Source organism: Janthinobacterium sp. GW822-FHT07H11, assembly GCF_058798615.1.
This window is the reverse complement of record NZ_CM179507.1, coordinates 5,891,650-5,917,485: the sequence shown is the minus strand read 5'-3', so window position 1 is coordinate 5,917,485 and position 25,836 is coordinate 5,891,650. Positions and strand designations below refer to the sequence as shown.

At 65.8% G+C, this 25,836-nt stretch carries 19 protein-coding genes; 14 read left to right on the top strand and 5 right to left on the bottom strand.

Going from position 1 to position 25,836, the window contains the following annotated elements; translation table 11 throughout:
- Positions 1-4 precede the first annotated feature (4 nt).
- Positions 5-1,258, top strand: coding sequence for a cyanophycinase (locus AC3RCJ_RS26110; RefSeq protein ID WP_492957167.1), 1,254 nt, complete (start codon positions 5-7; stop codon positions 1,256-1,258).
- Here the strand turns inward: AC3RCJ_RS26110 and AC3RCJ_RS26105 are convergent.
- Together AC3RCJ_RS26105 and AC3RCJ_RS26100 are read right to left on the bottom strand one after the other, a co-directional pair.
- Positions 1,249-2,463 (bottom strand): DUF418 domain-containing protein, encoded by a 1,215-nt coding sequence (locus tag AC3RCJ_RS26105; RefSeq protein WP_492957166.1) that lies wholly within the window; start codon positions 2,461-2,463, stop codon positions 1,249-1,251. The genes AC3RCJ_RS26110 and AC3RCJ_RS26105 overlap by 10 nt on opposite strands.
- Before the next feature lie 8 nt (positions 2,464-2,471).
- On the bottom strand, positions 2,472-3,074 hold the full coding sequence (locus AC3RCJ_RS26100) for a TetR/AcrR family transcriptional regulator (RefSeq protein WP_492957165.1): 603 nt from the start codon (positions 3,072-3,074) through the stop codon (positions 2,472-2,474).
- Positions 3,075-3,282: 208 nt separating this feature from the next.
- On the opposite strand from AC3RCJ_RS26100, the gene AC3RCJ_RS26095 reads away from it, so the two are divergent.
- From AC3RCJ_RS26095 to AC3RCJ_RS26035, 13 genes are all read left to right on the top strand, one after another.
- Positions 3,283-4,710 carry an IgA Peptidase M64 gene (locus AC3RCJ_RS26095; RefSeq protein WP_492957164.1) on the top strand — a complete coding sequence of 476 codons (1,428 nt, stop codon included), beginning with the start codon at positions 3,283-3,285 and terminating at the stop codon, positions 4,708-4,710.
- 452 nt (positions 4,711-5,162) lie between these two features.
- Positions 5,163-5,348, top strand: a complete 186-nt coding sequence (locus AC3RCJ_RS26090; protein ID WP_492957163.1) for a hypothetical protein — start codon at positions 5,163-5,165, stop codon at positions 5,346-5,348.
- A complete protein-coding gene (fabI, locus tag AC3RCJ_RS26085) occupies positions 5,345-6,145 on the top strand; it encodes an enoyl-ACP reductase FabI (RefSeq protein ID WP_492957162.1) in 801 nt (266 codons plus the stop codon). Before AC3RCJ_RS26090 ends, fabI begins: the two co-directional genes overlap by 4 nt.
- Before the next feature lie 10 nt (positions 6,146-6,155).
- A complete protein-coding gene (locus tag AC3RCJ_RS26080; RefSeq protein ID WP_492957161.1) occupies positions 6,156-7,604 on the top strand; it encodes an efflux transporter outer membrane subunit in 1,449 nt (482 codons plus the stop codon).
- A gap of 18 nt (positions 7,605-7,622) precedes the next feature.
- The gene (locus AC3RCJ_RS26075) at positions 7,623-8,696 is read left to right on the top strand and encodes an HlyD family secretion protein (RefSeq protein WP_492957160.1); all 1,074 of its coding nucleotides are present in this window, start codon (positions 7,623-7,625) and stop codon (positions 8,694-8,696) included.
- A 2-nt stretch (positions 8,697-8,698) separates the two neighbouring features.
- Positions 8,699-11,440: a ribosome-associated ATPase/putative transporter RbbA gene (rbbA, locus tag AC3RCJ_RS26070; RefSeq protein ID WP_492957159.1), complete on the top strand. Its 2,742-nt coding sequence runs from the start codon at positions 8,699-8,701 to the stop codon at positions 11,438-11,440.
- Between the two features lie 13 nt (positions 11,441-11,453).
- On the top strand, positions 11,454-12,578 hold the full coding sequence (locus tag AC3RCJ_RS26065) for an ABC transporter permease (protein WP_492957289.1): 1,125 nt from the start codon (positions 11,454-11,456) through the stop codon (positions 12,576-12,578).
- Between the two features lie 48 nt (positions 12,579-12,626).
- A complete protein-coding gene (locus AC3RCJ_RS26060) occupies positions 12,627-14,903 on the top strand; it encodes a DUF3141 domain-containing protein (RefSeq protein ID WP_492957158.1) in 2,277 nt (758 codons plus the stop codon).
- A gap of 9 nt (positions 14,904-14,912) precedes the next feature.
- Positions 14,913-16,328 carry a bifunctional enoyl-CoA hydratase/phosphate acetyltransferase gene (locus AC3RCJ_RS26055; RefSeq protein WP_492957157.1) on the top strand — a complete coding sequence of 472 codons (1,416 nt, stop codon included), beginning with the start codon at positions 14,913-14,915 and terminating at the stop codon, positions 16,326-16,328.
- Positions 16,325-17,542 (top strand): acetate/propionate family kinase, encoded by a 1,218-nt coding sequence (locus tag AC3RCJ_RS26050; RefSeq protein WP_492957156.1) that lies wholly within the window; start codon positions 16,325-16,327, stop codon positions 17,540-17,542. The genes AC3RCJ_RS26055 and AC3RCJ_RS26050 overlap by 4 nt, the downstream gene beginning before the upstream one ends.
- Before the next feature lie 207 nt (positions 17,543-17,749).
- A complete protein-coding gene (locus AC3RCJ_RS26045) occupies positions 17,750-18,226 on the top strand; it encodes a hypothetical protein (protein ID WP_492957155.1) in 477 nt (158 codons plus the stop codon).
- 178 nt (positions 18,227-18,404) lie between these two features.
- Positions 18,405-20,768: a DUF8189 domain-containing protein gene (locus AC3RCJ_RS26040; RefSeq protein ID WP_492957154.1), complete on the top strand. Its 2,364-nt coding sequence runs from the start codon at positions 18,405-18,407 to the stop codon at positions 20,766-20,768.
- Positions 20,769-20,782: 14 nt separating this feature from the next.
- The gene (locus AC3RCJ_RS26035) at positions 20,783-21,133 is read left to right on the top strand and encodes a hypothetical protein (protein WP_492957153.1); all 351 of its coding nucleotides are present in this window, start codon (positions 20,783-20,785) and stop codon (positions 21,131-21,133) included.
- Between the two features lie 84 nt (positions 21,134-21,217).
- Here the strand turns inward: AC3RCJ_RS26035 and AC3RCJ_RS26030 are convergent, their stop codons facing one another.
- From AC3RCJ_RS26030 to AC3RCJ_RS26020, 3 genes are all read right to left on the bottom strand, one after another.
- On the bottom strand, positions 21,218-21,403 hold the full coding sequence (locus tag AC3RCJ_RS26030; protein ID WP_492957152.1) for a helix-turn-helix domain-containing protein: 186 nt from the start codon (positions 21,401-21,403) through the stop codon (positions 21,218-21,220).
- Between the two features lie 208 nt (positions 21,404-21,611).
- The gene (parC, locus tag AC3RCJ_RS26025) at positions 21,612-23,966 is read right to left on the bottom strand and encodes a DNA topoisomerase IV subunit A (RefSeq protein WP_492957151.1); all 2,355 of its coding nucleotides are present in this window, start codon (positions 23,964-23,966) and stop codon (positions 21,612-21,614) included.
- 48 nt (positions 23,967-24,014) lie between these two features.
- Positions 24,015-25,826 carry a hypothetical protein gene (locus AC3RCJ_RS26020; RefSeq protein WP_492957150.1) on the bottom strand — a complete coding sequence of 604 codons (1,812 nt, stop codon included), beginning with the start codon at positions 25,824-25,826 and terminating at the stop codon, positions 24,015-24,017.
- Positions 25,827-25,836 lie beyond the last annotated feature (10 nt).

The window sequence follows — 25,836 nt, the reverse complement described above, 5'->3', positions numbered from 1 at the left end:
CACCATGAAATCATACGCAACCCTGTATCAGAAGTTGGCCGCCGCGCTGCTGTTCGCGCTGGCATTTTGTGGCTCCCAGGCCGCCGCGGCGCCGTCTGGCAGCAGCATCGGCAGCGCGCCGCAAGGCACGCTGGTCATCATCGGCGGCGGCTTGCGCGCCGATAATGCCGAAGTGTGGCAGCGCATCGTCGCGCTGGCGGGTGGCAAGGGCGCCCGCATCGCGGTGCTGGCCTCGGCCTCGATCAACCCCGAAAAATCGGGCCAGAGCATCATCGGCAAGCTGAATCAATACGGCGCGGATGCGTTTTTCGTGCCGCTGGGCGTAAAACTGCCGAATAGCGACTACCGCAAGGCGGCCGAGGACCCTGCCATCGTCACGCAGATCAAATCGGCCACCGGCATCTATTTCGCCGGCGGCGACCAGGGCCGCATCACGCAAGCCTTGCTGCGCGCGGACGGCAGCCGCACTGCCGCACTGGAAGCCATCTGGTCGGTCTACCGCAATGGCGGCGTGATCGCCGGTTCCAGCGCCGGCGCCGCCATCATGAGCACCACCATGTTCTACGACGCCAAGCCGGTGCTCGACATGCTCAAAATGGGCGTCACGGACGGCCGCGAAATCGCGCCCGGCCTGGGCTTCATCGGCAGCGACGTCTTCGTCGACCAGCATTTGCTGGTGCGCGGGCGCTTTGCGCGCATGATTCCCGTGATGCTGAAAAAAGGCTATCACCTGGGCCTGGGCATCGATGAAAACAGCGCCATGGTGGTCGACGCCATGCGCGACGTGGAAGTCATCGGCTACAGCGGCGCCTTGCTGATCGACCTGTCGGGCGCCATCAGCGACCGCGGCGTGAAAAATTTCAATATCAGCAACGCGGCCATCAGCTACCTGGACCGGGGCGACAAGTTCAACCTCGTCACGCGCGTCTTCACGCCGTCGCCGGACAAGGCCGACAACAAGCTCGATCCGAACCAGCCCGACATGCGCGAACCTGTGTTTACCAACGATATCCTCGGCAATAACGCCGTGCTCGACCTGATGGGCAACTTGATCGACAACGCGCAGCAGGAAGCGATCGGTATCGCCTTCGGCAACCCGCGCGATCCCTACCCGGACCTCGGGTTTGAGTTCCGCTTCAGCAAGACCGTCAACAGCGTCGGCTACAGCTCGACCGAAGCGGAAGCGTATTCGGTGCTGAAGCTGCGCCTCGACATCCGCCCGATCCAGCTGCGCCAGCCGCTGTACCGCTACAAGTAGCTTGCGCCGGTGCGCCGCCAGCGCGGCCACGCAGCGATCGTCACTGCCCGCAGCAGCCACTCGACGGGGCCATACGCGTGGCCGCGCAGCCACCAGCGGCTCAGCGGTAGTTGCAGGACGAAGATGATGGCTGCCAGCGCCAGCGCCCCCTGCGGCGAGACGCTGCCCATCAGCCGCGCGCCGTAGGCGAGGAACAGCCAGGCGCAGACGGCCGACTGCAGCAGGTAGTTCGACAGGGCCATGCGGCCCGTATCGGCCAGCAGGGAAAACAGCGTGCCGTCGCGCAGGCGCTCGAACAGGGCCAGCGCCACTGCCAGGTAGGCGCCGGCCAGCAGCGGCGCGCTCGCCAGGCCCACGGCCAGTCCCGCCACCTGCCACGCCTGGCTGTCGCCATACACGGAGGTCCACGCATAGAAGGCCGCGCCGGGCAGGCCCGCCAGCGCGCCGGCCCACAGCAGGCGGCGGCGCAGCGGCAGATAATCGCCTGCGTGCAGCAGCATCTCGCGCTTGCCGGCGGCCAGGCCGCACAGGAACATGGCCAGCGCGCAGGGCGCCTGCACCAGCAGCAGGACGATCCAGATGTCGCTCAGTTCGCGCAGGTGCTGATTGACGACGGCGGCTGGCGTGGCGCGGTAGGCGGCCAGCGCCGTTGCCGCCTTTTGCGCCATGGCCATGGCGTTGTCCGCCGCGTCACCCGCCGGCTGCAGGCTTTGCAGCCAGGCCATCGATCCCCAGAATGCCGCGCAGACGGCGACGAGGATGAGGGCCAGGGACAGTGCCTGGCGTTCGCCGCAGCGGTGCAGCGCCAGCAGCACGATGCCCAGCAGAGCGTAGGTGGTGAGTATGTCGCCATGAAACAGGAGCACCGCGTGCAGTGCCCCGATCAGCCACAGGCCCGCCTGCCGGCGCAGCATGCGCGGCACGAACGGCGCACCGGCGCGCGCGGCCGCCTGCATCTGCAAGGTGAAGCTGTAGCCGAACAGGAAGGAAAACAGCAGGTAGAACTTGGTTTCGAACAGCAGCGCGACGAGAAAATGCGTGGCGCGCTCCAGGGGGCCGTGGAAAGCGGGATCGGGCAGGCCCAGGCCGAACCACGGCGTGGCGAATGCGCCGATATTGACCGCCAAAATGCCGAACAGCGCGCAGCCGCGCAGGGCGTCGACATCGGCGATGCGCACCGATGGGGTGGTCAGTGAGCCTGGCATGGCGGCGGTCATGCCAGGGCCGGGCGCAGGAAGCGCGCCAGCAGTTGATGCAGGCCGGCGCGCTGCGCCAGCGGCGCATAGTGCGGATCGACAGCGATGCGGTTGAAGATGCCGTCGATCAGCGCGGCGATCCAGCCGGCCGTCTGCGCCGGGTCGAGCGTGCCGTCGATCTGGCCTTGCGCGGCCGCTGTTTCGAGCAGCGCCTGCACGCTGGCGCGCAACTGGGCATCGTTGCGGGCGACCCTGGCCGCGATGTCCTGGTCGCGCATCGCCTCGGCGGAAATCTCCAGCGCCAGTCCCGCAAAGCCCGCGTCGGCCGCCAGCGCCAGCACCAGGTCCATGAAGTCGCGCAGCGCGCCATAGGCATCGGCACTGCCCTGGATGGCGTTGAAATAGGCGGCCGTTTCGCTGCCTTCCTGGTCGACGATGGCGGCAATGATGGCTTGCTTGGTGGGGAAATAATGAAACAGGTTGCCGGGACTCATGCCCGCCTGCGCGCAGATGGCGGCGGTGCTGGTCTGGTGGAAACCCTTGCGGGCGAAGCAGCTGCGCGCCGCCGCGAGGATGGCGTCGCGGCGGGCCGCATGCTTGTCTGGATCGATGGTGCGCATGATGCTGGTCCTTTTTATTAATCGACTAGTCAATCTAATATAATCGGATTGCGCGGCGCGGTCAAGCGCGCGTGAAATACGTGCTTTGCATGGACCATCCCGGTCGCTACAATGTGCCGCACCGGATTTTCCAGTGCCCGCCGCTGGCGCCGCCGTTTGTTCGGAAAATCCCCTCTTTTATCCGTTTTTCTACCGTGTTAGGAATGAGATGCTGCCGACCCCGATCCGATCCCTCCTGTGCGCGCTGGCGCTGGCTACCGGCATTGCTCCTGCCGCGCAGGCGGCCCAGCCGGCCACCATGCGCCTCGATTACCAGCACAGCGGCAATGCCCTGGGCGAGCATTATGCGGTCGAGCGCGTGCTGGTCGAGCCGCTGCCGTGGCCGGGTAATCTGGCGCGCGCCATCGACGACAGCAACCGCGGCAACAACATGCTGGAAGTGGTCGACATCAAGTCGGGTAGGCTGCTGTATTCGCGCGGTTTCTCCACTATTTTCGGCGAGTGGGCCAGCACTGACGAAGCGAAAACCACCACGCGCGCGTTCCAGGAATCCGTGCGCTTCCCGCAGCCGGAGCATCCGGTGCGCGTGCGCATCCTCAAGCGCGACGAGCGCGGCCTGTTTTCCATTGTGTGGAGCACCGATGTCGACCCCGCCGCGCAGGATGTGATCCGCAAGCAGCCGCCGGCGCCGGTCAAGCCGATACCGATCCATGTGACGGGCCCGTCGCCGGACAAGGTCGACCTGCTGATCATGGGCGACGGCTATACGGCAGCGGAAATGGGCAAGTTCGAAGCCACCGCGCGCAAGCTGGCCGGGCATTTGTTTACCGTCTCGCCTTTCCGCGAGCGCGCCAATGACTTCAACGTATGGGCCATGGCCGTGCCGACCGAGGAATCGGGCGTGTCGCGTCCGTCGACGGGCGTGCACCATGCGTCGCCGCTGGGCACGCGCTACGATATCTTCGGCAGCGAGCGTTATGTGCTGACCACGGACAACCGCGCGCTGCGCGACCTGGCGCAGTACGCGCCGTATGAATTCATCGAAATCCTCGTCAACAATGATACCTATGGCGGCGGCGGCATCTTCGGCCAGTTCAGCACGGCGGCGGCGAACAGCGACTGGGCCGACTATCTGTTCGTGCATGAATTCGGCCACCATTTCGCCGGCCTGGCCGACGAGTACTACACCTCGCCCGTGGCCTACCAGTCGAATGGCGAGCGCCAGGAACCGTGGGAGCCGAACGCCACGGCGCTGCGCGATCCGGCCAAACTGAAATGGCAGAACCACGTGAAGGCGGGCACGCCGCTGCCGACGCCATGGCCGAAGGAGGCGTACGACAGCCATGCGCGCGAGTACCAGCAGCAGCGCGCGGCCCTGCGCGCGGCCAACCGTCCGGAAAGCGAGATGAGCGCCTTGTTCAAGGCCGACCTGGCCTACACACAGCAACTGTTCTCCAGGGCGCCGCAGCGCCATGCGGTGGGCGCGTTCGAGGGCGCGAACTATGAATCGTCCGGCTACTACCGGCCCGAGATGCAATGCATCATGTTCGACCGCAGCGAGACCTTCTGTTCCGTGTGCCGCGATGGTATCGGCACCATCATCGATCTGTACTCGCGCGCGGCGCCTGCACAGTAGTGAATGGGTAGAAAAACACCGATGGGGAGCCATGTTGCATTGCAATGCCATGGCCCCTGTTTGTTATTTTTGATAATATTATGCATAGGCAATTAATTGCCTTTCGTTATCATACCCGACCATACCAATCCAGCTCGTGGCAGCAGCGTCCCTTCTTGAAGTCCTCCTCGAATTATCAAATAAATAGCACCGCACGCTTGCTTGCAAAATATTACATTTAAATAATATTGCTGTAGAATTTGATTTAAATCAATGTTGCATCGCCGCAATCGCACTTATAGTTGACCTATCTCAAGGTGTCTGAAAAGCGGGCTCATGTCTTCACGAACCGTGTTTCGAGATGCTGTAAAGTAATTTTCGCCCGACCGGGCATGTGCTCGAACCTGCTGCGATCGGCAGGTGTTGCCACGTGCGTCGTCGGCCCTGAATTTCAGCGACGGAAAGCCCGAGATATGAAGATGCAGCACAGCGCGCCTGACGCGGCAGAGAACCTCAATCCCCACAGTCCCATCGTGCTGCCGTATGCGCGTGCCGGCGGCGTGACCCTGGCCACGTGCGCCTCCGCGATGTCGGCGGGCAGCGTGCGCTGCATCAGCGCTGCCACGCCGTGGCCGGCCCTGCTGCCGCGGCGCGCATGAGCGCCCCCGTCGTGCCGCCGCTGTTTGCGCCGATCGGCGGCCTGCAGGGCAAGCGGGGCCTGGTGGTGGGCATCGCCAACGACCAGAGCATCGCCTGGGGCTGTGCGCGCTCCTTGCGCGCGGCCGGCGCCGAACTGGCCCTGACCTGGCTGAACGACAAGGCGCGCGCCCATGTCGCGCCGCTGGCGCAGCAGCTGCAGGCGGCCATCACGGCGCCGCTCGACGTTGGCATGCCGGGCCAGCTCGAAGCGCTGTTCGCGCAGATAACGCAGCAGTGGGGCAGCCTCGATTTCCTCGTCCACTCGATCGCCTATGCGCCGTTGCAGGATTTGCACGGGCGCGTAACGGACAGTTCGGCGGCCGGTTTCGCGCAGGCCATGGATATCTCATGCCACTCCTTCATGCGCATGGCGAAACTGGCGGAGCCGCTGATGGGGCGCGGCGGCAGCCTGATGGCCATGACCTACCTGGGCGCCGAGGAAGTGATCGCCGACTATGGCCTGATGGGCCCCGTGAAGGCGGCGCTGGAAGCGTCGGTGCGCTACCTGGCCGCCGAACTGGGTCCGGCCGGCATCCGCGTCAATGCGATTTCTCCCGGCCCGCTGGCCACGCGGGCCGCTTCCGGCATCGCCCATTTCGACCGCCTGCTGGCCGATGCGCAAGAGCGCTCGCCGTTGCGCCGCCTGGCCACCATCGACGACGTGGGCGCCCTGTGCGCCTTCCTGGCCGGCGATGGCGCGCGCGCCATCACGGGCGGCACCCTGTATGTCGACGGCGGCTACAACATCCTGAATTGACTGGAAGACGATGACCAAGCTAGTACCCGATTTCTCCTCCCGTGCCAGACCGGCGGCCTTGCTGGCGCTGCTGGCCACCGTGGCCCTGGCCGGCTGCGCCTCGATGGCGCCGCCGTATGCGCCGCCGCCGCTGCCCGTGGCGGCGCAGTATCCGGAAGCCGATCCCGCCGGCGCGCATGCGCCGGACATCGCGTGGCAAGGCTATTTTGCCGATGCGCGCCTGCAGGCGATGATCGCGCAGGCGCTGGCGAACAACCGCGACATCCGCATCGCCGCGCTGCGCGTGGAAGAGGCGCGCGCCGCCTATGGCATCGCCCGTGCCGAGCAGTTCCCGACGATCGCAGTCGGCGCGTCCGGCAGCCGCGCGCGCGTACCGGGTGACCTGAACCTGACCGGGCGCGCCATGACGTCGGCGCAGTACCAGGCTGGCCTGAACGTGAGCGCCTGGGAACTCGATTTCTGGGGCCGCGTGCGCAGCCTGAAGGACAGCGCGCTACAAACCCTGCTGGCCAGCGACGAGGCGCGCCGCGCCGTCGGCGTGGCCCTGGTGGCGCAGGTGGCCAACGGCTATCTGGGCTTGCGCGAACTGGACGAACGCGTGGAACTGGCGCGGGCCACCGTCGACAGCCGCGCCGAGTCGCTGCGCATTTTTACGCGTCGCTTCGAAGTCGGTTCGATTTCCAAGCTGGACCTGACGCAGGTGGAAACCCTGCTCAGCCAGGCGCTGTCGCTGTCGGCCCAGCTGGAGCAGGCGCGCGCCGTGCAGGCGCATGCGCTGGCGCAACTGGTGGGCGGCCCTGTCGACCTGAGCCCGGACACGCGCCGTTTCGACGATGCCGGCGTGCTGCAGCCGCTGCATGCCGGCTTGCCATCGGCGCTGCTTGCGCAGCGGCCCGACGTGGTGGCCGCCGAACATCAACTGCGCGCGGCGCAGGCGAATATCGGCGCCGCGCGCGCCGCCTTCTTCCCCAGCATCTCGCTGACGGCATCGTATGGCACCGCCAGCGCGGAATTGAGCGGCCTGTTCGACGCCGGCAGCGGCGCCTGGAACTTCGCGCCGCGCCTGGCGCTGCCCATCTTCGATGCCGGCCGCTTGCGCGCCAACATGGACCTGGCCGAAGTGCGCCGCGACGTGGCAGTGGCCAACTATGAAAAGAGCGTGCAGGGCGCCTTCCGCGAAGTGGCCGATGCGCTGTCGAACCGGCGCTGGCTGGCGCTGCAGGTCGACATCGGCAAGACCACGCTGGCCGCACAGAGCGAACGCGCGCGCCTGGCCAAGCTGCGCTACGACAATGGCGCCGCACCCTACCTGGAGGTGCTCGACGCCCAGCGCGACCTGCTGACGGTGGAGCAGCAACTGGTGCAGACGCGCCGCGCGCTGCTCTCCAGCCAGGTCAGCCTGTATGCGGCGCTGGGCGGCGGCGCGCCTGCCGCCTCCGACGCCGCTTCCACCCACTAATTTGATCGCCCCGATACCATGAATGTACAACTGAAGAAAAAACTCATCCCCGCGGCGCTGCTCGTGGCGGCCGTCGTGCTTGGCTATGCCGCCTGGCAGAAAATACGCCCCACCGGTCCTGGCGACGGTTTCGTCAGCGGCAATGGCCGCATCGAGGCGACAGAAATCGACGTGGCCACCAAGCTGGCCGGCCGCGTCAGCACGATCAGCGTGCGCGAGGGCGACTTCGTCAAGGCCGGCCAGGCGCTCGCTACCATGCAGGTCGATTCCCTGACGGCCCAGCGCGACGAGGCGCGCGCGCGCCAGCAGCAGGCGCGCGACACGGTGGTCGGCGCGCAGGCGCAGGTGGCCGTGCGCGAAAGCGACAAGGCGGCCGCGCTGGCCGTGGTGGCGCAGCGCGAGAGCGAACTCGATGCCGCCAGGCGCCGCCTGGCGCGTTCCGAAACCCTGTCGAAGGAGGGTGCCTCGTCGGTGCAGGAACTCGATGACGACCGCGCCCGCGTGCGCAGCGTGGCGGCGGCCCTGAATGCGGCCAAGGCACAAGTGACGGCGGCGCAGGCGGCCATCGATGCGGCAAAAGCGCAAGTGGTCGGTTCGCGCTCGGCCGTGACGGCCGCCGAGGCGACCACCGCCCGCATCGACGCCGACCTGGCCGACGGCCAGCTGACGGCGCCGCGCGACGGCCGCGTGCAATACCTGGTGGCGCAGCAGGGCGAGGTGCTGGGCGCGGGCGGCAAGGTGCTCAACCTGGTTGACTTGTCGGACGTGTACATGACCTTCTTCCTGCCCGAAACGGCGGCCGGCAAGGTGGCGCTGGGCGGCGAGGTGCGCCTGATCCTCGACGCGGCGCCCAATTATGTGATTCCGGCGACGATTTCCTTTGTCGCGGCCAGCGCGCAATTCACGCCGAAGACGGTGGAAACGGCCAGCGAACGGCAAAAACTGATGTTCCGCGTGAAGGCGCAGATCAGCCGCGAACTGCTGCAAAAGCACCTGGCGCTGGTGAAGGTGGGCCTGCCTGGCGTGGCCTGGGTGCGCCTCGATCCGAAGCAGCCGTGGCCCGCTGAACTGACGGCCAAGGTTCCGCAGTGAGCATGGACGTGAGCAATTTTGTCGCCCGCATCCAGGGCGTCAGCCAGCGCTACGGCGCCACGCTGGCGCTCGACGCCATCGATCTGGACGTGCCGGCCGGCTGCATGGTGGGCCTGATTGGTCCTGACGGCGTGGGCAAATCGAGCCTGTTGTCGCTGGTGGCCGGCGCGCGCGCGGTGCAGGAAGGCAGCGTGCTGGCGCTGGGCGGCGACATGCGCGACGCGCGCCATCGCGACGACGTCTGCCCGCGCATCGCCTACATGCCGCAGGGCCTGGGCAAGAACCTGTATCCGACCCTCTCGGTCGAGGAAAACCTGCAGTTTTTCGCGCGCCTGTTCGGCCACGATGCGGCCGAGCGCCGCCGCCGCATCGACCAGCTCACGCGCAGCACGGGCCTGCAATCGTTCCTGGAGCGCCCGGCCGGCAAGCTGTCGGGCGGCATGAAGCAGAAGCTGGGGCTGTGCTGTGCGCTGATCCACGATCCCGACCTGCTCATTCTCGATGAACCGACCACCGGCGTCGATCCGCTGGCGCGGGCCCAGTTCTGGGACCTGATCGCCGGCATTCGCGTGCAGCGCCCGCAGATGAGCGTGATGGTCGCCACCGCCTACATGGACGAGGCGCAACGCTTCGACTGGTTAGTGGCCATGGACGACGGCAAGGTGCTCGACACGGGTACGCCAGCCGAACTGCTGGCGCGCACGCAGAGCGACAACCTGGAAGCGGCGTTCATCAAGCTGCTGCCGGAAGCCAAGCGCGCCGGGCACCAGCCTGTCGTCATCACGCCGCTGGACGCGGCCAGCGCGGCCGACATCGCCATCGAGGCGAAAGACCTCACCATGCGCTTTGGCGACTTCACCGCCGTCGACCATGTGAATTTCCGTATCGGCCGCGGCGAGATCTTCGGCTTCCTGGGGTCCAACGGCTGCGGCAAGTCGACCACCATGAAGATGCTCACGGGCCTGCTGCCGGCCAGCGAGGGCAAGGCTTGGCTGTTCGGACATGAAGTCGATTCCAGCGACATCGACACGCGCCGTCGCGTTGGCTACATGTCGCAGGCATTTTCGCTGTACAGCGAACTGACGGTGCGCCAGAACCTGGTGCTGCATGCGCGCCTGTTCCACGTGCCGGAACCGGACATTGCCGCCCGCGTGGACGAGATGGTGCGGCGCTTCGATCTGGCCGAGGTGCTCGACAACCTGCCCGACAGCCTGCCGCTGGGCATACGCCAGCGCCTGTCGCTGGCCGTGGCCATGGTGCACAAGCCGGAAATGCTGATCCTCGACGAGCCGACGTCCGGCGTCGATCCGATCGCGCGCGACAATTTCTGGCGCCTCATGATCGAGCTGGCGCGGCGCGACCACGTGACGATTTTCATCTCCACCCACTTCATGAACGAGGCTGAGCGCTGCGACCGCATCTCGCTGATGCATGCGGGGCGCGTGCTGGTCAGCGACGCACCGGCCGAGCTGGTGCGCAAGAAGGGCGCACCGACCCTGGAAGCGGCCTTCATCGCCTACCTGGAAGAGGCGGGCGGCGGCACGGCCCCGGCGCAGGAGGCCGAAGAGGCGCCACGCCAGCAGGAAGCGCAGGCGCCACAGGGGAAGTACCGGCGCAGCCGCTTCAGCCTGGGCCGCATGCTCAGCTACATGTGGCGCGAGACGCTGGAACTGCGCCGCGATCCCGTGCGCCTGACGCTGGCCCTGGGCGGTTCCGTGCTGCTGCTGTTCGTGATCGGCTTCGGCATCAGCCTGGACGTGGAAGACCTGACCTACGCGGTGCTCGACCATGACCAGACGACCCTGAGCCAGAACTACACGAACAACCTGGCCGGCTCGCGCTACTTCATCGAAAAGGCGCCGCTGCGCGACTACGCCGATATCGACAGGCGCATGCGCAGCGGCGAGCTGGCGCTGGCCATCGAGATCCCGCCCGGCTTCGCGCGCGACGTGCAGCGCGGCGCGCCGGCGCAGGTGGCTGCCTGGATCGACGGCGCCATGCCGATGCGCGCCGAAACCGTGCAAGGCTATGTGCAGGGCATGCACCAGGGCTGGCTGGCCGACCAGGCGCTGCACCGCTATGGGCTGACCATGAGCAGTCCCGTCGCCATCGAGACGCGCTTTCGCTACAACCCTGACGTGAAAAGCCTGCCTGCCATGGTGCCGGCCGTGATCCCGCTGCTGCTGCTGATGCTGCCGGCCATGCTGGCCGCGCTGTCTGTGGTGCGCGAAAAGGAGCTTGGCTCCATCATCAACCTGTACGTGACGCCTGTCACGCGGCTGGAATTCTTGCTCGGCAAGCAGGTGCCGTACGTGGTGCTGGCCATGCTGAACTTCGTGCTGATGGCGCTGCTGGCGGTGACGGCCTTCGACGTACCGATCAAGGGCAGCCTGCTGGCCCTGATCGGCGCCACGTTCATCTTCAATATCTGCGCCACCGGCATCGGCCTGTTCGCCTCGACGTTCACGCGCAGCCAGATCGCCGCCCTGTTCGTGACCATGATCGGCACCATGATCCCGGCCATCCAGTTTTCCGGCCTGCTCAATCCCGTCTCGTCGATGGAAGGCACGGGCAAGGCCATCGGCATGATTTATCCGGCTACGCACATGCTCAATATCAGCCGCGGCATTTTCAACAAGGCGCTGGGCTTCTCGGACCTGCATGCCTCGTTCTGGCCCCTGCTCGTCGCCATCCCCGTGATCCTCGGCGTGACGGTGGCGCTGTTGAAGAAACAGGAGAGCTGACATGCACCAATTCATGCGCCACCTCGAAAATATCTACCGCCTGGGCGTGAAGGAGATCTGGAGCCTGATCCGCGACCCGATGATGCTGGTCCTGATCGCCTATACGTTCACGCTGGCGATCTACGTGGCCGCCACGGCCAAGCCGGAAACCCTGCACATGGCGGCCATCGCCATCGTTGACGAGGACGGCTCGCCCCTGTCGGCGCGCATTGCCTCGGCCTTCTTCCCGCCCCAGTTCACGCCGCCGGCCATGCTGAGCCAGGGCGAGGTGGATGCCGCGCTGGACGCGGGCAAGTACACGTTCGTACTGACGATTCCCTCCAAGCTGCAGGCCGACGTGCTGGCCGGGCGGTCGGCGAAACTGCAGCTGAACGTGGACGCCACGCGCATGAGCCAGGCCTTCAGCGGCAGCGGCTACATCCAGCAGATCGTCGCCGGCGAGGTGGCGGAGTTCGGCAAGCGCTACCGCGCCGCCACCAGCCTGCCGGTGGACCTGGTGATGCGCGCGCGCTTCAACCCGTCGCTGAGCCAGGCCTGGTTCGGTTCGCTGATGGAAATCATCAACCAGGTGACCATGCTGTCGATCATCTTGACGGGCGCTGCGCTGATCCGCGAGCGCGAGCACGGCACCATCGAGCATTTGCTGGTGATGCCGGTGACGCCGGCCGAGATCATGCTGGGCAAGGTGTGGTCGATGGGGCTGGTGGTGCTGGTCGCCGCCGCGCTGTCGCTGAACCTGGTGGTGCGCGGCTTGCTGCACGTGCCCATCGAAGGCTCGATCGCGCTGTTTCTGTGCGGCGCCGCGCTGCACCTGTTCGCCACCACCTCGATGGGCATCTTCATGGCCACGCTGGCGCGCAGCATGCCGCAGTTCGGCATGCTGCTGATCCTGGTGCTGCTGCCGCTGCAGATGCTCTCGGGCGGCAGCACGCCGCGTGAAAGCATGCCGGAACTGGTACAGAACATCATGCTGATCGCGCCCACCACGCACTTCGTCGAGCTGAGCCAGGCGATCCTGTACCGCGGCGCCGGCATCGACGTGGTATGGAAGCCGTTCCTGGCCCTGCTGGTGATCGGCACGGCGCTGTTCAGCTTTGCGCTGGCCCGTTTTCGCAAGACCATCAGCCAGATGGCGTAGGCCCGGCGCCGGACTGTCCCGGCGCCTAATTGCATGAAAAGGATAGCCATGAAGATCGAACCCGCACCATTTTTCTCCACCGGCGGCTTGCCGTCCCTGGGCATGCTGGGCGACTATGCGCGCGACTCGTGGCAGCGCATCGTGCTGTACGCGGACGTGATGCGCCGGCGCGGCAACCAGTACCAGGAACATTTGGCCGAGGAGGTGCCGAACGTGCTCGATTTCCCGGCCGAGGTGGTGATGTCGGGTCTGGACCTGGCGCGTCCCGTCAACTACGGCCTGGCGCGCATCCTCACGCCCGATGCGCCGGAACCCGATCCATCGAAGCGCCCGTTCGTTGTCGTCGACCCGCGCGCCGGCCATGGTCCCGGCATCGGCGGCTTCAAGGCCGAGAGCGAGATCGGCGTGGCCCTGCGCGCCGGCCACCCCTGCTATTTCATCGGCTTCCTGCCCGATCCCGTGCCGGGACAGACGGTGGAAGACGTGATGCATGCCGAAGCGGCCTTCCTGGAAAAAGTCATCGCCCTGCATCCGCACAGCGAGGGCAAGCCCGTCGTCATCGGCAATTGCCAGGCGGGCTGGCAAATCCTCATGACGGCCGCCATGCGCCCAGAACTGTTCGGCCCCATCATCGTGGCCGGCGCGCCCGTGTCCTACTGGGCCGGCTGGCATGGCCGCAACCCGATGCGCTACGCGGGCGGCCTGATGGGCGGCAGCTGGGCCACGGCGCTGGCGGGCGACCTGGGCAACGGCCGCTTCGACGGCGCCAGCCTGGTGCAGAATTTCGAAAAACTGAACCCGGCCAACACGCTGTGGAGCAAGCAGTACAACCTGTACGCGAACATCGACACGGAAGCGCCGCGCTACCTGGAATTTGAAAAGTACTGGGGCGGCCACGTGTTCCTCAACGACGTCGAGATGCAGTACATCGTCGACAACCTGTTCATCGGCAACCGCCTGGCCACGGCCGAATTGATCACCTCCGACGGCGTGCGCCTGGACTTGCGCAATATCCGCTCGCCCATCGTCGTGTTCTGCTCGAACGGCGACAACATCACGCCGCCGCCGCAGGCGCTGGGCTGGATCACGGACCTGTACCGCGACGACAACGACGTGCTGATGCACGACCAGACCATCGTGTATGCCGTGCATGACAGCATCGGCCACCTGGGCATTTTTGTGTCGGCCAAGGTGGGGCACAAGGAGCACCAGAAATTCGCCAGCAATATCGACTTGATCAACCTGCTGCCGGCCGGTATTTACGAAGCCCGGATCGTCGACAAGACGCCCGACACGCCGAACGCCGACCTGGCCAGCGGCGACTATGTGCTGCTGGTCGAGCATCGCGGCATCGAGGACGTGCGCGCCATCGTGCAGCCTAGCGTGGAAAACGACCGCAAGTTCGCCGCCGCCGCCCGGGTCTCCGAGGTGAACCTGGCCTTGTACCGCACGTTCGCGCAACCGTTGGTGCGCGCCATGGTCACGCCGCAGACCGCGCGCTTCCTGCAGCTTGCGCATCCGCTGCGCGTGTCGTACGAGCGCTGGACGGACCACAATCCGCTGGCCAGGCTGGTAGCCAGGGAAGCGGAAAAAGTGCGCGCGCAGCGCCAGCCGGTGGCGCCTGACAATCCGCTGCTGGCCATGCAGGAGGCGTTTTCCGGTGCCGTGACGGCAGGCCTGAACAGCTGGCGCGACTGGCGCGACATGCTGCAGGAAACGACCTTCGACCTGGTGTATGGTTCGCCGCTGGTACAGGCATTGACGGGACAAAGTGCCAGCGATGCCACGCCGCCGCGTCCGCATCCCGGCATCTCGCCCGAGCATTGCGAATACGTGCGCTGCGAAACGCGCAAGATGGACGAGGACATGCAGCGGGGCGGCCTGGTGGAGGCGGCCGTGCGCGCGCTGTTCTATATCTACCGCTTCCGCATGATCGCCGACGAGCGCAGGGTCAACCTGGCCCTGAAACTGATCAAGCCGCAATACCGGCAGGATTTCAGCATGGAGGAGTTCCGCGGCATCGTACGCCAGCAGGCGCGTTTGATGCTGCATGATTTCGACACCGCCATCGCCGCCTTGCCGGCCCTGTTGTCGCGCGCCGACCCGGACGACATCCGCGCCCTGGCCGAATGGCTGCAGCAGGTCTTGCAGGTGCCCGAAGCGCCGACGCCGGACGAGGAAGCGAGCCTGCAGCAGATGCTGGAGGTTTTCGACCGCGTCGCCATGGCACAGGAAAAGGCACAGCCGCCGGCTGTGCGGGAATCCCAAGCCATCCCCGAGGCCAGGCCCAAAGCCAAGCCGGCCAAAAACATTACCCCAGCCTAGAAGACCCAGATGACTACCACCAGAATCGATGACTTGAATATCGTGCGCAACCGCACGTTCGACCAGATCGCCATTGGCGACAGCGCCAGCATCACACGCACCCTGAGCATGGACGACATCGCGCTGTTCGCGGTGATGTCGGGCGACGACAATCCGCAGCACCTGGACGCCGAGTTTGCCGCGTCGAGCCGCTTTCAGGGCGTGATTGCGCACGGCATGTGGGGCGCTTCGCTGATCTCGGCGGTACTGGGAACGCGCCTGCCCGGCGCCGGCACCGTGTATACGGGCCAGACCCTGCGTTTCCTGAAGCCGGTGCGCGTGGGCGACACGCTGGACATCAGCGTTACCGTCACGGCACGCGAGCCGCGCAACCGCCATGTCACCCTGGCCTGCCGCTGCGTCAACCAGCATGGCGAGGTGGTGCTCGACGGCGAGGCGCAGGTGATCGCGCCTGCCGAGCAGATCGAGCGCGCGCGCGCCACCCTGCCCGAGGTGCGCCTGCACAATGGCGACGGCACGCGGCGCCTGCTGGAGCACGCGCGCACGCTGGGTCCGATCCGGGTCGCCGTGATCCACCCCTGCGATGAGCTGAGCCTGTCGGGCGCGCTCGACGCGCACGCGGCCGGGCTGATCACGCCGGTGCTGGTGGCGCCGCGCGCGCGCCTGGAAGCGGTGGCGGCGGCGGCCGGATTGAGCCTGGAAGGCATCGCCATCGAAGACGTCGAGCATAGCCATGCCGCCGCCGCGCGCGGTGCCGAACTGGCGGGCAAGGGCGAGGTGGAAGCGCTGATGAAGGGCAGCCTGCACACGGACGAGCTGATGTCGGCCGTGCTGTCCGCCAGCGCCGGGCTGCGCACCAAGCGCCGCATCAGCCACTGCTTCCTGATGCAGACGCCCGCGTATCCGCGTCCTTTCATCATCACGGATGCCGCCATCAATATTGCGCCCACACTGGAAATCAAGGCCGACATCGTGCGCAACGCGATCGACCTGGCGCACGTGATCGGCGTGGCGCAGCCGCGCGTGGCCATCCTGGCCGCCGTGGAAACGGTGAACCCCGGAATGCCGGCCACGGTGGACGCGGCCGCCCTGTGCAAGATGGCCGACCGCGGCCAGATCACCGGCGCCATCCTCGACGGCCCGCTGGCCTTCGATAATGCCGTCTCGATCGCGGCGGCCACCGTCAAGGGCATTGTCTCCGAGGTGGCCGGGCGCGCCGACATCCTGCTGGTGCCCGACTTGGAAAGCGGCAACATGCTGGCCAAGCAGCTCGAATACATGGGCGATGCGGACAGCGCCGGCATCGTGCTGGGCGCGAAGATCCCTGTCATTCTCACCAGCCGCGCCGATTCGCGCGCCAGCCGCATCGCCTCGTGCGCGCTGGCCGTGATGCTGGCGAATCACTACCGGAGCACGCCCCCATGAACACGCCAGACCACCAGCCCGTAGGAGCCCTGATCCTGGTGCTCAATTGCGGCTCATCGAGCATCAAGTTCGCCCTCTTCGAAGAAAGCGGCGGCGCGCTGCCGCAGCAGGCCGAATGGAGCGGCAAGGTCGAAGGCATTGGCCGCGAGAGCGCCAGCTACCGCGCCGGCGGCCTGCCGGCAGTCGCCTTGCCGCTGGACCCGGAGCAACCGCATCACGCGGCCCTCGAGTACATCCGCGCGCAAGTCGTGGCGCAGCTGGCCGGGCGCCCTTTGCGCGCCGTGGCGCACCGCGTGGTGCACGGGGGCAGCAAGTATTTCGCCCCCGTGCGCATCGATTTCAAGGTTTTGGCGGACCTGAAAAGCTATGTTCCGCTGGCGCCGCTGCACCAGCCGTTCGCCTTGGAGGCGATCGAGGTGCTGCTGGAATCGCGTCCCGATATCGCCCAGGTGGCGTGCTTCGACACGGCCTTCCACCACACGGTGCCGCAGGTCGAGCAGATGCTGGCCCTGCCGTACGATGCGTGGGAGCGGGGCTTGCGCCGCTACGGTTTCCACGGCCTGTCGTATGAATACCAGTCGCTGGTGCTGGAGCAGCGCTTTGGGGCTGTCGCGCGCGGCAAGGTCATCGTGGCGCACCTGGGCAGCGGCGCCAGCCTGTGCGCCATGGAGAATTTGCACAGCGTGGCCACCACCATGGGCTTTTCCGCGCTTGATGGCCTGATGATGGGCACGCGCTGCGGTTCGCTCGATCCGGGCGCGGTGATCTACCTGATGGAAATCGAAAAGCTGTCGCTGGAAAAAGTGGCGCATGTGCTGTACCACGAGTCGGGCTTGCTGGGCGTGTCGGGCGTGTCGGCCGACCCGCCGGTGCTGCTGGCGCAGCAGGACCGGCAGGATGCCACGGGAGAGCGCATCCGCGCGGCGCTGGCGCTGTATATCCGCCGCATCGTGCGCGAGATCGGCGCGCTGACGGCCGTGCTGGGCGGGCTGGACATGCTGGTGTTTACTGCCGGCATTGGCGAGCACAGTGCCGAGCTGCGCCAGCGCATCTGCGCCGAGCTCGGTTTTCTTGGACCCGTGCTCGACGCGCAGGCCAATGCGCGCAACGCCAGCCTGATTTCGACCGGGGGCAGCCGCATCGTCGTGGGTGTCGAGCCGGCCAACGAAGAATGGGTGGCGGCGCGCCATGCGGCGCTGGCCGTGGCTGGGTAACACGATGTACTTTGCTCAGTGGGAAGTTTGCTGAAGTGAACATATTTCCCATTGAGTGCGATACCGCACAGTCTGGTTTTAGCTTTGTCTTTACTATGCAGTCATGCCATTGCGCTACATCAAGAAACAGCGCGATGCCTGGCAAATTTTGAACATTTTGCCCGCCTTTAGTAAGAATAAAATTAAACCATATTGAAAGGTCTCATCATGAACAAATTACTCGCCGCACTGATCGCCACCCTGTTTGCCACCGCCGCCTTCGCTCAAACGGCGCCGGCCACGGAAGCTGTCGTGAAAGCCCAGGCTTCCGCGCAAAAAGACGTCAACAAGGCCGCCGCTTCGGAAGCCAAGGTCGATGCCAAGGCTGACGCCAATGTCGCCAAGGCGGAAATGAAAGCGGACGAAAAGAAAGCCGACGCCCATCACAAGGCGAATAAAACCAAGGCCAAGGCGCATGACAAAGTCGTCAAGGCCGATGCCGAAGACAAGATGAAAGCGGAAGCCAAGGCCGACAAGACCGACGCCAAGGCCGATGCCAAGGCCGGCAAGGCTGCCGTGAAAGCGGACGCCAAGGTCGCCAAGGAAAAAGTGGAAGCGAATGCCGACAAGGCCATCGCCGCCACCAAGACCGCGGAAGCGAAGGCCAAGGCCGACGCTGAAGTGAAGGCCGCCGCCGCCAAGTAAGAAGCCACGCTATCGCAGCGTGCCTGCAGGCCTGTGCCTGCAGCCAGAAAGACAGCTTCGGCTGTCTTTTTTTTCGTCGCGTGCTTTTTCTCTGTGCCGTTTGTCAGCCTTGATATGCCTCAAGTGCTCCCGTTTGCGCCATGCCATAGTGAGCTGGCGGACAGACGAGGGAGACATCATGAGCAGCACAAAAACGCAAAGAATGCCGGCTACGGGATCGGCCGAAGGCATGCCGGTCACGCACAGCATGCCCGTCGAGGGCGATATCGGCGCATCGGAGCGCGATGCGATGGCTGACGGCGGCGCCGGTTCCGCCATGTCAGGGCAGCGTCCGGGAATGTCGTATGCCGACCAGCAGGCCGGCCAGGGCGCCAGCCATGCCGCGGCGGCAGGCGGCGCGGCACACATGCCGTCCGGCGGCATGCAGGAGGCATCGCAGGGCATGGCTGGCGCCAGCTGCATGCACGTGGGCGATGGCGGCGGCATGGGCGCCGGCAGTGGTGGCAGTGGTGGCAGTGGTGGCGGGGATGGCGGCGGCATGGGCGGCGGCGGGAATGGCGGGGATGGACAAGGCGCCACGCCGCAGGTGCGCACCTGCGCCACGATGGACGTGCACCGCCGCCTGCTGAGCGAAGACCCGTCGTATGCGCGCGTGCGCGACGATATCGAAAACCTGGCCGGCCTGTATGAAGGCGACAGCGGCATCGCCGCGCGCTCCGGCGTGACGCAGATACCGGTGGTGGTGCACGTGGTGTGGAATACGGCCGCGCAGAATATCTCGGATGCGCAGATCGCCAGCCAGATCGACGTGCTGAACCGCGATTTCCGCCACGCCAATACCGACGTGGGCAGCACGCCGGCGCCATTCCTGCCGCTGACGGCCGATGCGCGCGTGGAGTTCGCGCTGGCTACGCGCGACCCGCATGGCGCGGCCACCAGTGGCATCGAGCGGCGTCAGACGACGGTGGCCTCGTTCGGTGCGGACGATGCCGTCAAGTCGCAGGCGACGGGCGGCATGAATGCCTGGCCGGCCGATACCTACCTCAATATATGGGTGTGCCAGCTGGGCGGGGGCCTGCTGGGTTACGCGCAGTTTCCGGGCGGCCCGGCTGCCACCGACGGCGTGGTGATCCTGCAATCGGCTTTCGGTACCACGGGTACGGCGGCGCCGCCCTTCCACCTGGGCCGCACGGCCACGCACGAAATCGGTCACTGGCTGAACCTGAACCATATATGGGGCGACGACGGTACCGGCTGTTCCGGCACGGACAACGTGGCAGACACGCCGAACCAGGGTGGCCCGAACACGGGCCAGCCTTCATTTCCCCATGTGTCGTGCAATAACGGGCCGAATGGCGACATGTTCATGAACTACATGGATTACGTGGACGACCCGGCCATGTTCATGTTCACCACCGGCCAGGTGGCGCGCATGCAGGCGTGCCTCGATGGCCCGCGCGCCAGCATCGGCACAGGCACGGCAGGCGGTGCCACGCCGCGCCAGAGTTCCTCTCCCGTGGTGGCCTGGGGCGCGAACCGCCTCGACGTCTTCGTGCTGGGCACGGACCGCGCGCTCTACCACAAGGCCTGGAACGGCACGGCCTGGGCGCCATCCCTCACGGGTTATGAAGGACAGGGCGGTATCGCTACCAGTGCGCCGCAAGTCGTATCCTGGGCGCCGAACCGGCTCGATGTGTTTGTTACGGGCACTGACAGCGGCCTGTTCCACAAGTGGTGGAATGGCTCGGCCTGGGGGCCGTCGCTGACGGGCTACGAAGCCATGGGCGGCCTGTGCGTGGGAGACCCGCGTGCCGTGGCCTGGGGGCCGAACCGCCTCGACGTATTTGTCGTCGGCACCGACCGTGCCCTGTATCACAAATGGTGGAATGGTTCCGCCTGGGGTCCCTCGCTGACGGGCTACGAAGCCATGGGCGGTCTGTGCCTGGGCCAACCGGAGGCCGTGGCCTGGGGGCCGAACCGCCTCGACATCTTCGTCATCGGCACCGATCACGCGCTGTATCACAAGTGGTGGAATGGCGTGGCATGGGGGCCGTCCCTGACAGGGTATGAGCGCCTGGGCGGCATCTGTACCTCGTCGCCGAAAGCTGTGGCGTGGGGGCCGAACCGCCTGGACGTCTTTGTCACCGGCACCGATGGCGCGCTGTATCACAAATGGTGGGATGGCACAAAATGGGGGCCGTCGGCAGATGGTTTCGAGCGCCTGGGCGGTATTTGCGTGGGCGAGGTGGAAGCCGTATCGTGGGCGCCGGACCGGCTCGACCTGTTCGTCATCGGCACGGACAGTGCCTTGTACCACAAGGCCTGGAATGGCACGGCCTGGTCGCCATCGCTGACGGGCTTTGAAAGCCTGGGCGGCGTGTGCACTTCGCGTCCGCGTGCCACGGCCTGGGCGGCGAATCGCCTCGACGTGTTTGTCACGGGCACGAACGGCGCCCTGTTCCACAAGGCGTGGAACGGCACGGCCTGGTCTCCATCCGTGAGCGGCTATGAAAGCCTGGGCGGCGTGGTATCGTGCTTCTGAGGGAGGAATCGGGCATGCATGGCATGAAGATGGAATTGCCCAGTGGGAGCTGGACGCACTCGTTCGAGGAAGATGCCAACGGTATCGAGGTGTACCGGCCCACGCGATCATTTGCCTTTCCACCCAGCCGCAAGGGAAGGGCCGTGCTTGATTTCGCCGCGGCTGACAATGGCATGGAGGGTGGCGCTGTCAGCGTGACGGCCATGGCGCCCGGTCCCGACGATCGGCCACGCGCGGGACCTGCAGCCAGGCTTGTTCCTTTGGGTATGAACCGCTATGCCTTGGGCGGCACGGCGGCGGCACCGCAGGGCGTGATTGAAATTATCGAGGCGGCACCGGACATCCTCAGGCTGGCGCGGCACTGATCGGGCGAATAGTCGGGCGCAAGCGTGGAACGGGGCGCAGCGAAAGGGGGGCGGGGCGGCAAGTCAGCGAAAGAAGGCGCTTCCCTATTCGCACCGCAAGGTGCTGGCCAGTGCAGTGCGGTTGGGCACGCCCAGTTTCTGGTAAATCGCATGCAGCTGGTTGCGCACGGTAGCGGGCGATTTGTCGAGCTTCCGGGCGATGGTTTTGTAGGGCAATCCCTGCATGGCCATGGCCGCCACCAGCCGTTCTGCCGGGGTCAGGCGCTGCATCGCACGGTGCCTGTAAAGTCTGTTGTCATGCCTGTTCTCCTGTCTTCTAACGAGCATGCCGGTGGCATGCCTGCAGGGATAACGAAGGCGGGCGGCGATTGTGCAAAACTATTTTGCTCGCTGCCTTGCTACGGCGTTTGGCTGGCGACACGCGAAAAAAAAAGACAGGTTCAGTTCCGAACCTGTCTTTTTGTTGCCTGTGCCGCTATCAGCCTATCGCTGTCATCGAGACCGGTTTCAGCTTGGCCGCCAGCGGCTTGCCCTTCTTCGCGCGCTTGCCGATGTGATCGGCCAGGGCGGTTGCTCCGAGAGAGGCATCCTGCGGCTTCGCCGCCCGGCCGATGCCGGAAACAAGCACGCCGCGCTGGCTGATCGGCTGGACGGCCAGCAGCTTGTCCTTGCCTTCCAGTTCGATCAGCTTGACGCCCGTACCGCCCTTGGACAGGGTTTTCATTTCAAGCAGGCCAAATACCAGCAGGCGCGCGCCCTCCGTCAGGCAGGCCACGGCGCTGGCCGTATCCGGGATGACCTTCGGTTCGAGCGGCACATCGCCGTCGTCCAGGGTGATGAAGGCCTTGCCGCCTTTCAGACGGCTGGCCATGTCGCCCGCCTTTGCCACAAAGCCATAGCCGGCACTGGTGGCCAGCAGCAGGCTGGTGGCGCCATTGCCCGCGAAATAATGCAGGATGCGCACGGCGTTGCCGGGCGTGCCGCCGCTCAGGTCGCACAAGGTGGTGATCGGCACGCCATCGCCGCGCGCGTTGGGCAGCGCGGAGACGGGAACCGAGTAAATCTTGCCGTTGTTGCCGAAGCCTAACAAGGTGTCGACCGTGCGGCATTCGAAGGCGCCATGCAGCGCGTCGCCGGCCTTGAACGTGAACTGTGCCGCATCGTGGCCGATGCCGGTACGCGCACGCACCCAGCCTTTTTCCGAAATGATGACGGTGACTGGCTCATCGACCACTTTTTGTTCCGCCACGGCCTTTTGCGCTTCCTCGATCAGGGTGCGGCGCGCGTCGCCGAACTGCTTGGCGTCCGCTTCGATTTCGCGGATGATGGCGCGCTTCATGGAACCCGGGTTGTCGAGCAGGTCCTGCAGCGATTTTTCTTCCTTGCGCAGCTCGGCCAGTTCCTGCTGGATCTTGAGCGTTTCCAGGCGCGCCAGCTGGCGCAAGCGGATTTCCAGGATATCGTCCGCCTGGCGCTCCGACAGTTTGAAGGCTTCGATCAGGGCCGATTTCGGTTCATCCGAATTGCGGATGATGTGGATTACCTTGTCGATATTGAGCAGGATCGCTTCACGCCCTTCCAGGATGTGGATGCGGTCCTTGACCTTGCCCAGCTTGTAGCCGGTGCGGCGGGTCACGGTCTCGAAGCGGAAATCGATCCATTCGCGCAGGATGTCGCCCAACCCTTTCTGGCGCGGACGGCCATCGCCGCCTATCATCACCAGATTGATCGAGGTCGACGACTCCAGCGAGGTGTGCGCCAGCAGCATCAGCATGAATTCCGTCTGGTCCTGGTTCTTCGATTTCGGCTCGAACACCAGGCGCACCGGCGCGGCGCGTCCCGATTCGTCGCGGATGGTGTCGAGCGAATTGAGGATCAGCGCCTTCAGGGCCACCTGTTCCGGCGACAGCGCCTTCTTGCCCAGCTTGATCTTTGGATTCGTCAGTTCCTCGATTTCTTCGAGCACCTTTTGCGACGAGGTACCCGGCGGCAGTTCCGTCACGACGGCTTGCCACTGGCCGCGCGCCAGCTCTTCGATCTTCCAGCGCGCGCGTACCTTCATGCTGCCACGGCCGCTCGCGTACATGTCGGCGATCTGCGATGGCGGCGTGATGATCTGGCCGCCGCCGGGGAAGTCCGGACCGGGAATGATGGCCATCAGTTCTGCGTGCGTGATTTTCGGGTCGCGGATCATGGCCACGGCCGCTTTCGCCACTTCCGTCAGGTTGTGCGACGGAATTTCCGTGGCCAGGCCCACGGCGATGCCGGAGGCGCCGTTCAGCAGCACCATCGGCAGGCGCGCCGGCAGCAGCTTCGGTTCTTCCGTCGAACCGTCGTAGTTGGGCTGGAAATCCACCGTGCCCATGCCGATTTCATCCATCAGCAGCTTGGCGATCGGCGTCAGGCGCGCTTCCGTGTAGCGCATCGCGGCGGCACCGTCGCCGTCGCGCGAGCCGAAGTTGCCCTGGCCATCGATCAGCGGGTAGCGCAAGGAAAAATCCTGCGCCATGCGCACCAGCGCGTCGTACACGGACTGGTCGCCGTGCGGATGCAATTTACCGAGCACGTCGCCGACCACGGCCGCCGACTTGCGCGGCTTCGCCGTGGAATTCAAGCCCAGCTCATTCATCGCATACAGGATGCGGCGCTGCACGGGCTTCTGGCCGTCGCACACGTCGGGCAGGGCGCGGCCCTTGACCACCGAGATGGCGTAATCGAGATAGGCGCGCTCGGCGAAGGTGGACAGGGTCAGCGCTTCGCCGTCGAATACCGGTTCATCTGGCAGGGTCGGCTCAGGCTGGGCATCGTCAAATAAATTCGTTTGTGTGGACATGGCGCTTGTTTCAGTATTAAGTGGTTGCGGTTGAATTCGTGGAGCCGATTATGACAGCCCGGGTTTGGAGATGGACGTGCGGTACGCCAGATACATGTAGCGCAAGGTCAGATACAGCACTGCCATGGCCAGCTCGACGCTGTTATCCATCATCGGCATGGCGCGGATGGCCGGCGCGTGGCTGGCCAGCACGAAGCTGGCAAGGGACGGCACCAGCACCAGCGGCCACATCGTCTTCCATTTAAAATCGCTGGGGGAAAACAGCAAGCCGGCGCAGGACCAGGCATACAGCGCGGCGCCGACGAGGGCGGCCGGCAACGGCTGCACATACAGCAAGGCCAGCAAGCCCGCACAGCCGATCAGCCATGCCGCGCGCAGGCGGGGCAAGAGCGCCTCGGCGAAGCCGCAATCGCCATACAGGCCGGTGGCGCTGCGCAGGGCCAGCGCCGCCAGGCAAAACATCAGTGGCATGGCATCGCCGATGGCCAGCGCCGACTGGCCTTTGCCGCTCATGAACATGGCGGCGAACAGCGACAGGCCCAAGGCAAGGAGCAGCAGCATGCCGCGCAATAACTTGCGATTCATGGCATACGCGAGCAGGGCCGACGCGCACAAACCGGCTGCGCTAACGATGTGCATGGTGGCGCTGCGTTCTGGCAGGAACAGCACTAACGCCAGCAGCAGATAGGGGACGATCCAGCCCAGTTGCCGCAAGCCGGGCCGCTGCCACAGCACGGGCAGGCGCTCCTGCAGCGCTTCCTGCAGCGAGTCCCGGCGCGCGAACAGGGACGCCGGCCAGCGCAAGGCATGCATGGCCAGCAGGGCAAAGGCGAGCGCCTGGAAACCGAGCAGGCTGGCATAGGCGGCCGTGTCGCCGAGCGTGAAGCCGGCCGCATCGAGCACGCCCGCGAGCATGAAGTGCAGCACGAAACCCAGGCCGCACGACGCGAGTGCCGTCTGCTTGAAGTAGCGCTTGGCATGGACGGCCTGCTCCCACTGCTCGAACAGGTCCGTATCGAGCTTGTAGGCCAGCATCTCGCCGTGCTGCCAGCGTATCGTGTGCAGCAGCTCGCGCAGCTGCAGCGTAAATTTTTCATCGAACAGCTGGCGCGCGTAGGCGCCGGGTGGCTGTTGCGACATGATGCAGTCCAGGCCGGGGTAGCTGTCGCGGTTGTCGCTGAAATGGGCGAACGAGCGGTCCGCCCGGTAGCGCTGCACGGCGGCGCGCACCAGGTCAGCATGGCTGCGCGCCAGGTAGGAAAAATCGTGGTCCCAGCCCAGCTGCTCGAACAGGGCCTGGCGCAGCGCCAGGTCATAGCCGGCGCTGGCGCAATAGCGCAGCGCGCACAGCTCGAACTCCTCGCGCACGTCAAGATTGAGCATGGCGTCGTCCTGCAGCATGCGGGCCAGCGCGTCGCCCGCATCCGTGTGCCGCATCCATGCCAGGCAGCCTAGCCACAGATTGGCCGCTTCCTGCGCCGGATCGGTGGCGAGCACGCCCCATAGTTCCGGCGGCGCTGCGGGTTCCTGGGCGATGACGCCCCACAGTTCCGCAGGTGCGTGTTGCGCGGACTCGTCGATGACGCCCCACAGATCGGCCGGTTCCATGGGGGGCGCTTCTGGCGTTTCCGCCGCTGCCGCTTCGGCTTCGGCCGCTTGCGGTTCCGGCAGTTCCTCGGCAAACAGGTGCGCATGGCGCAGCGCGTATTCGTACGCTTCGCGCAGCTCCTGGAAGGCGGCAGGATCGTCTTCGGGACGCGTCGCCTTCAGGCGCTTCGCGTACGCGCGCTTGAGGGCGCGTTCGTCGCCCGTCGGCTCCGTGCCCAGGATCTGCCACAGGCCGCGCTGTCCGTTGTGCATGCCGCCGTCC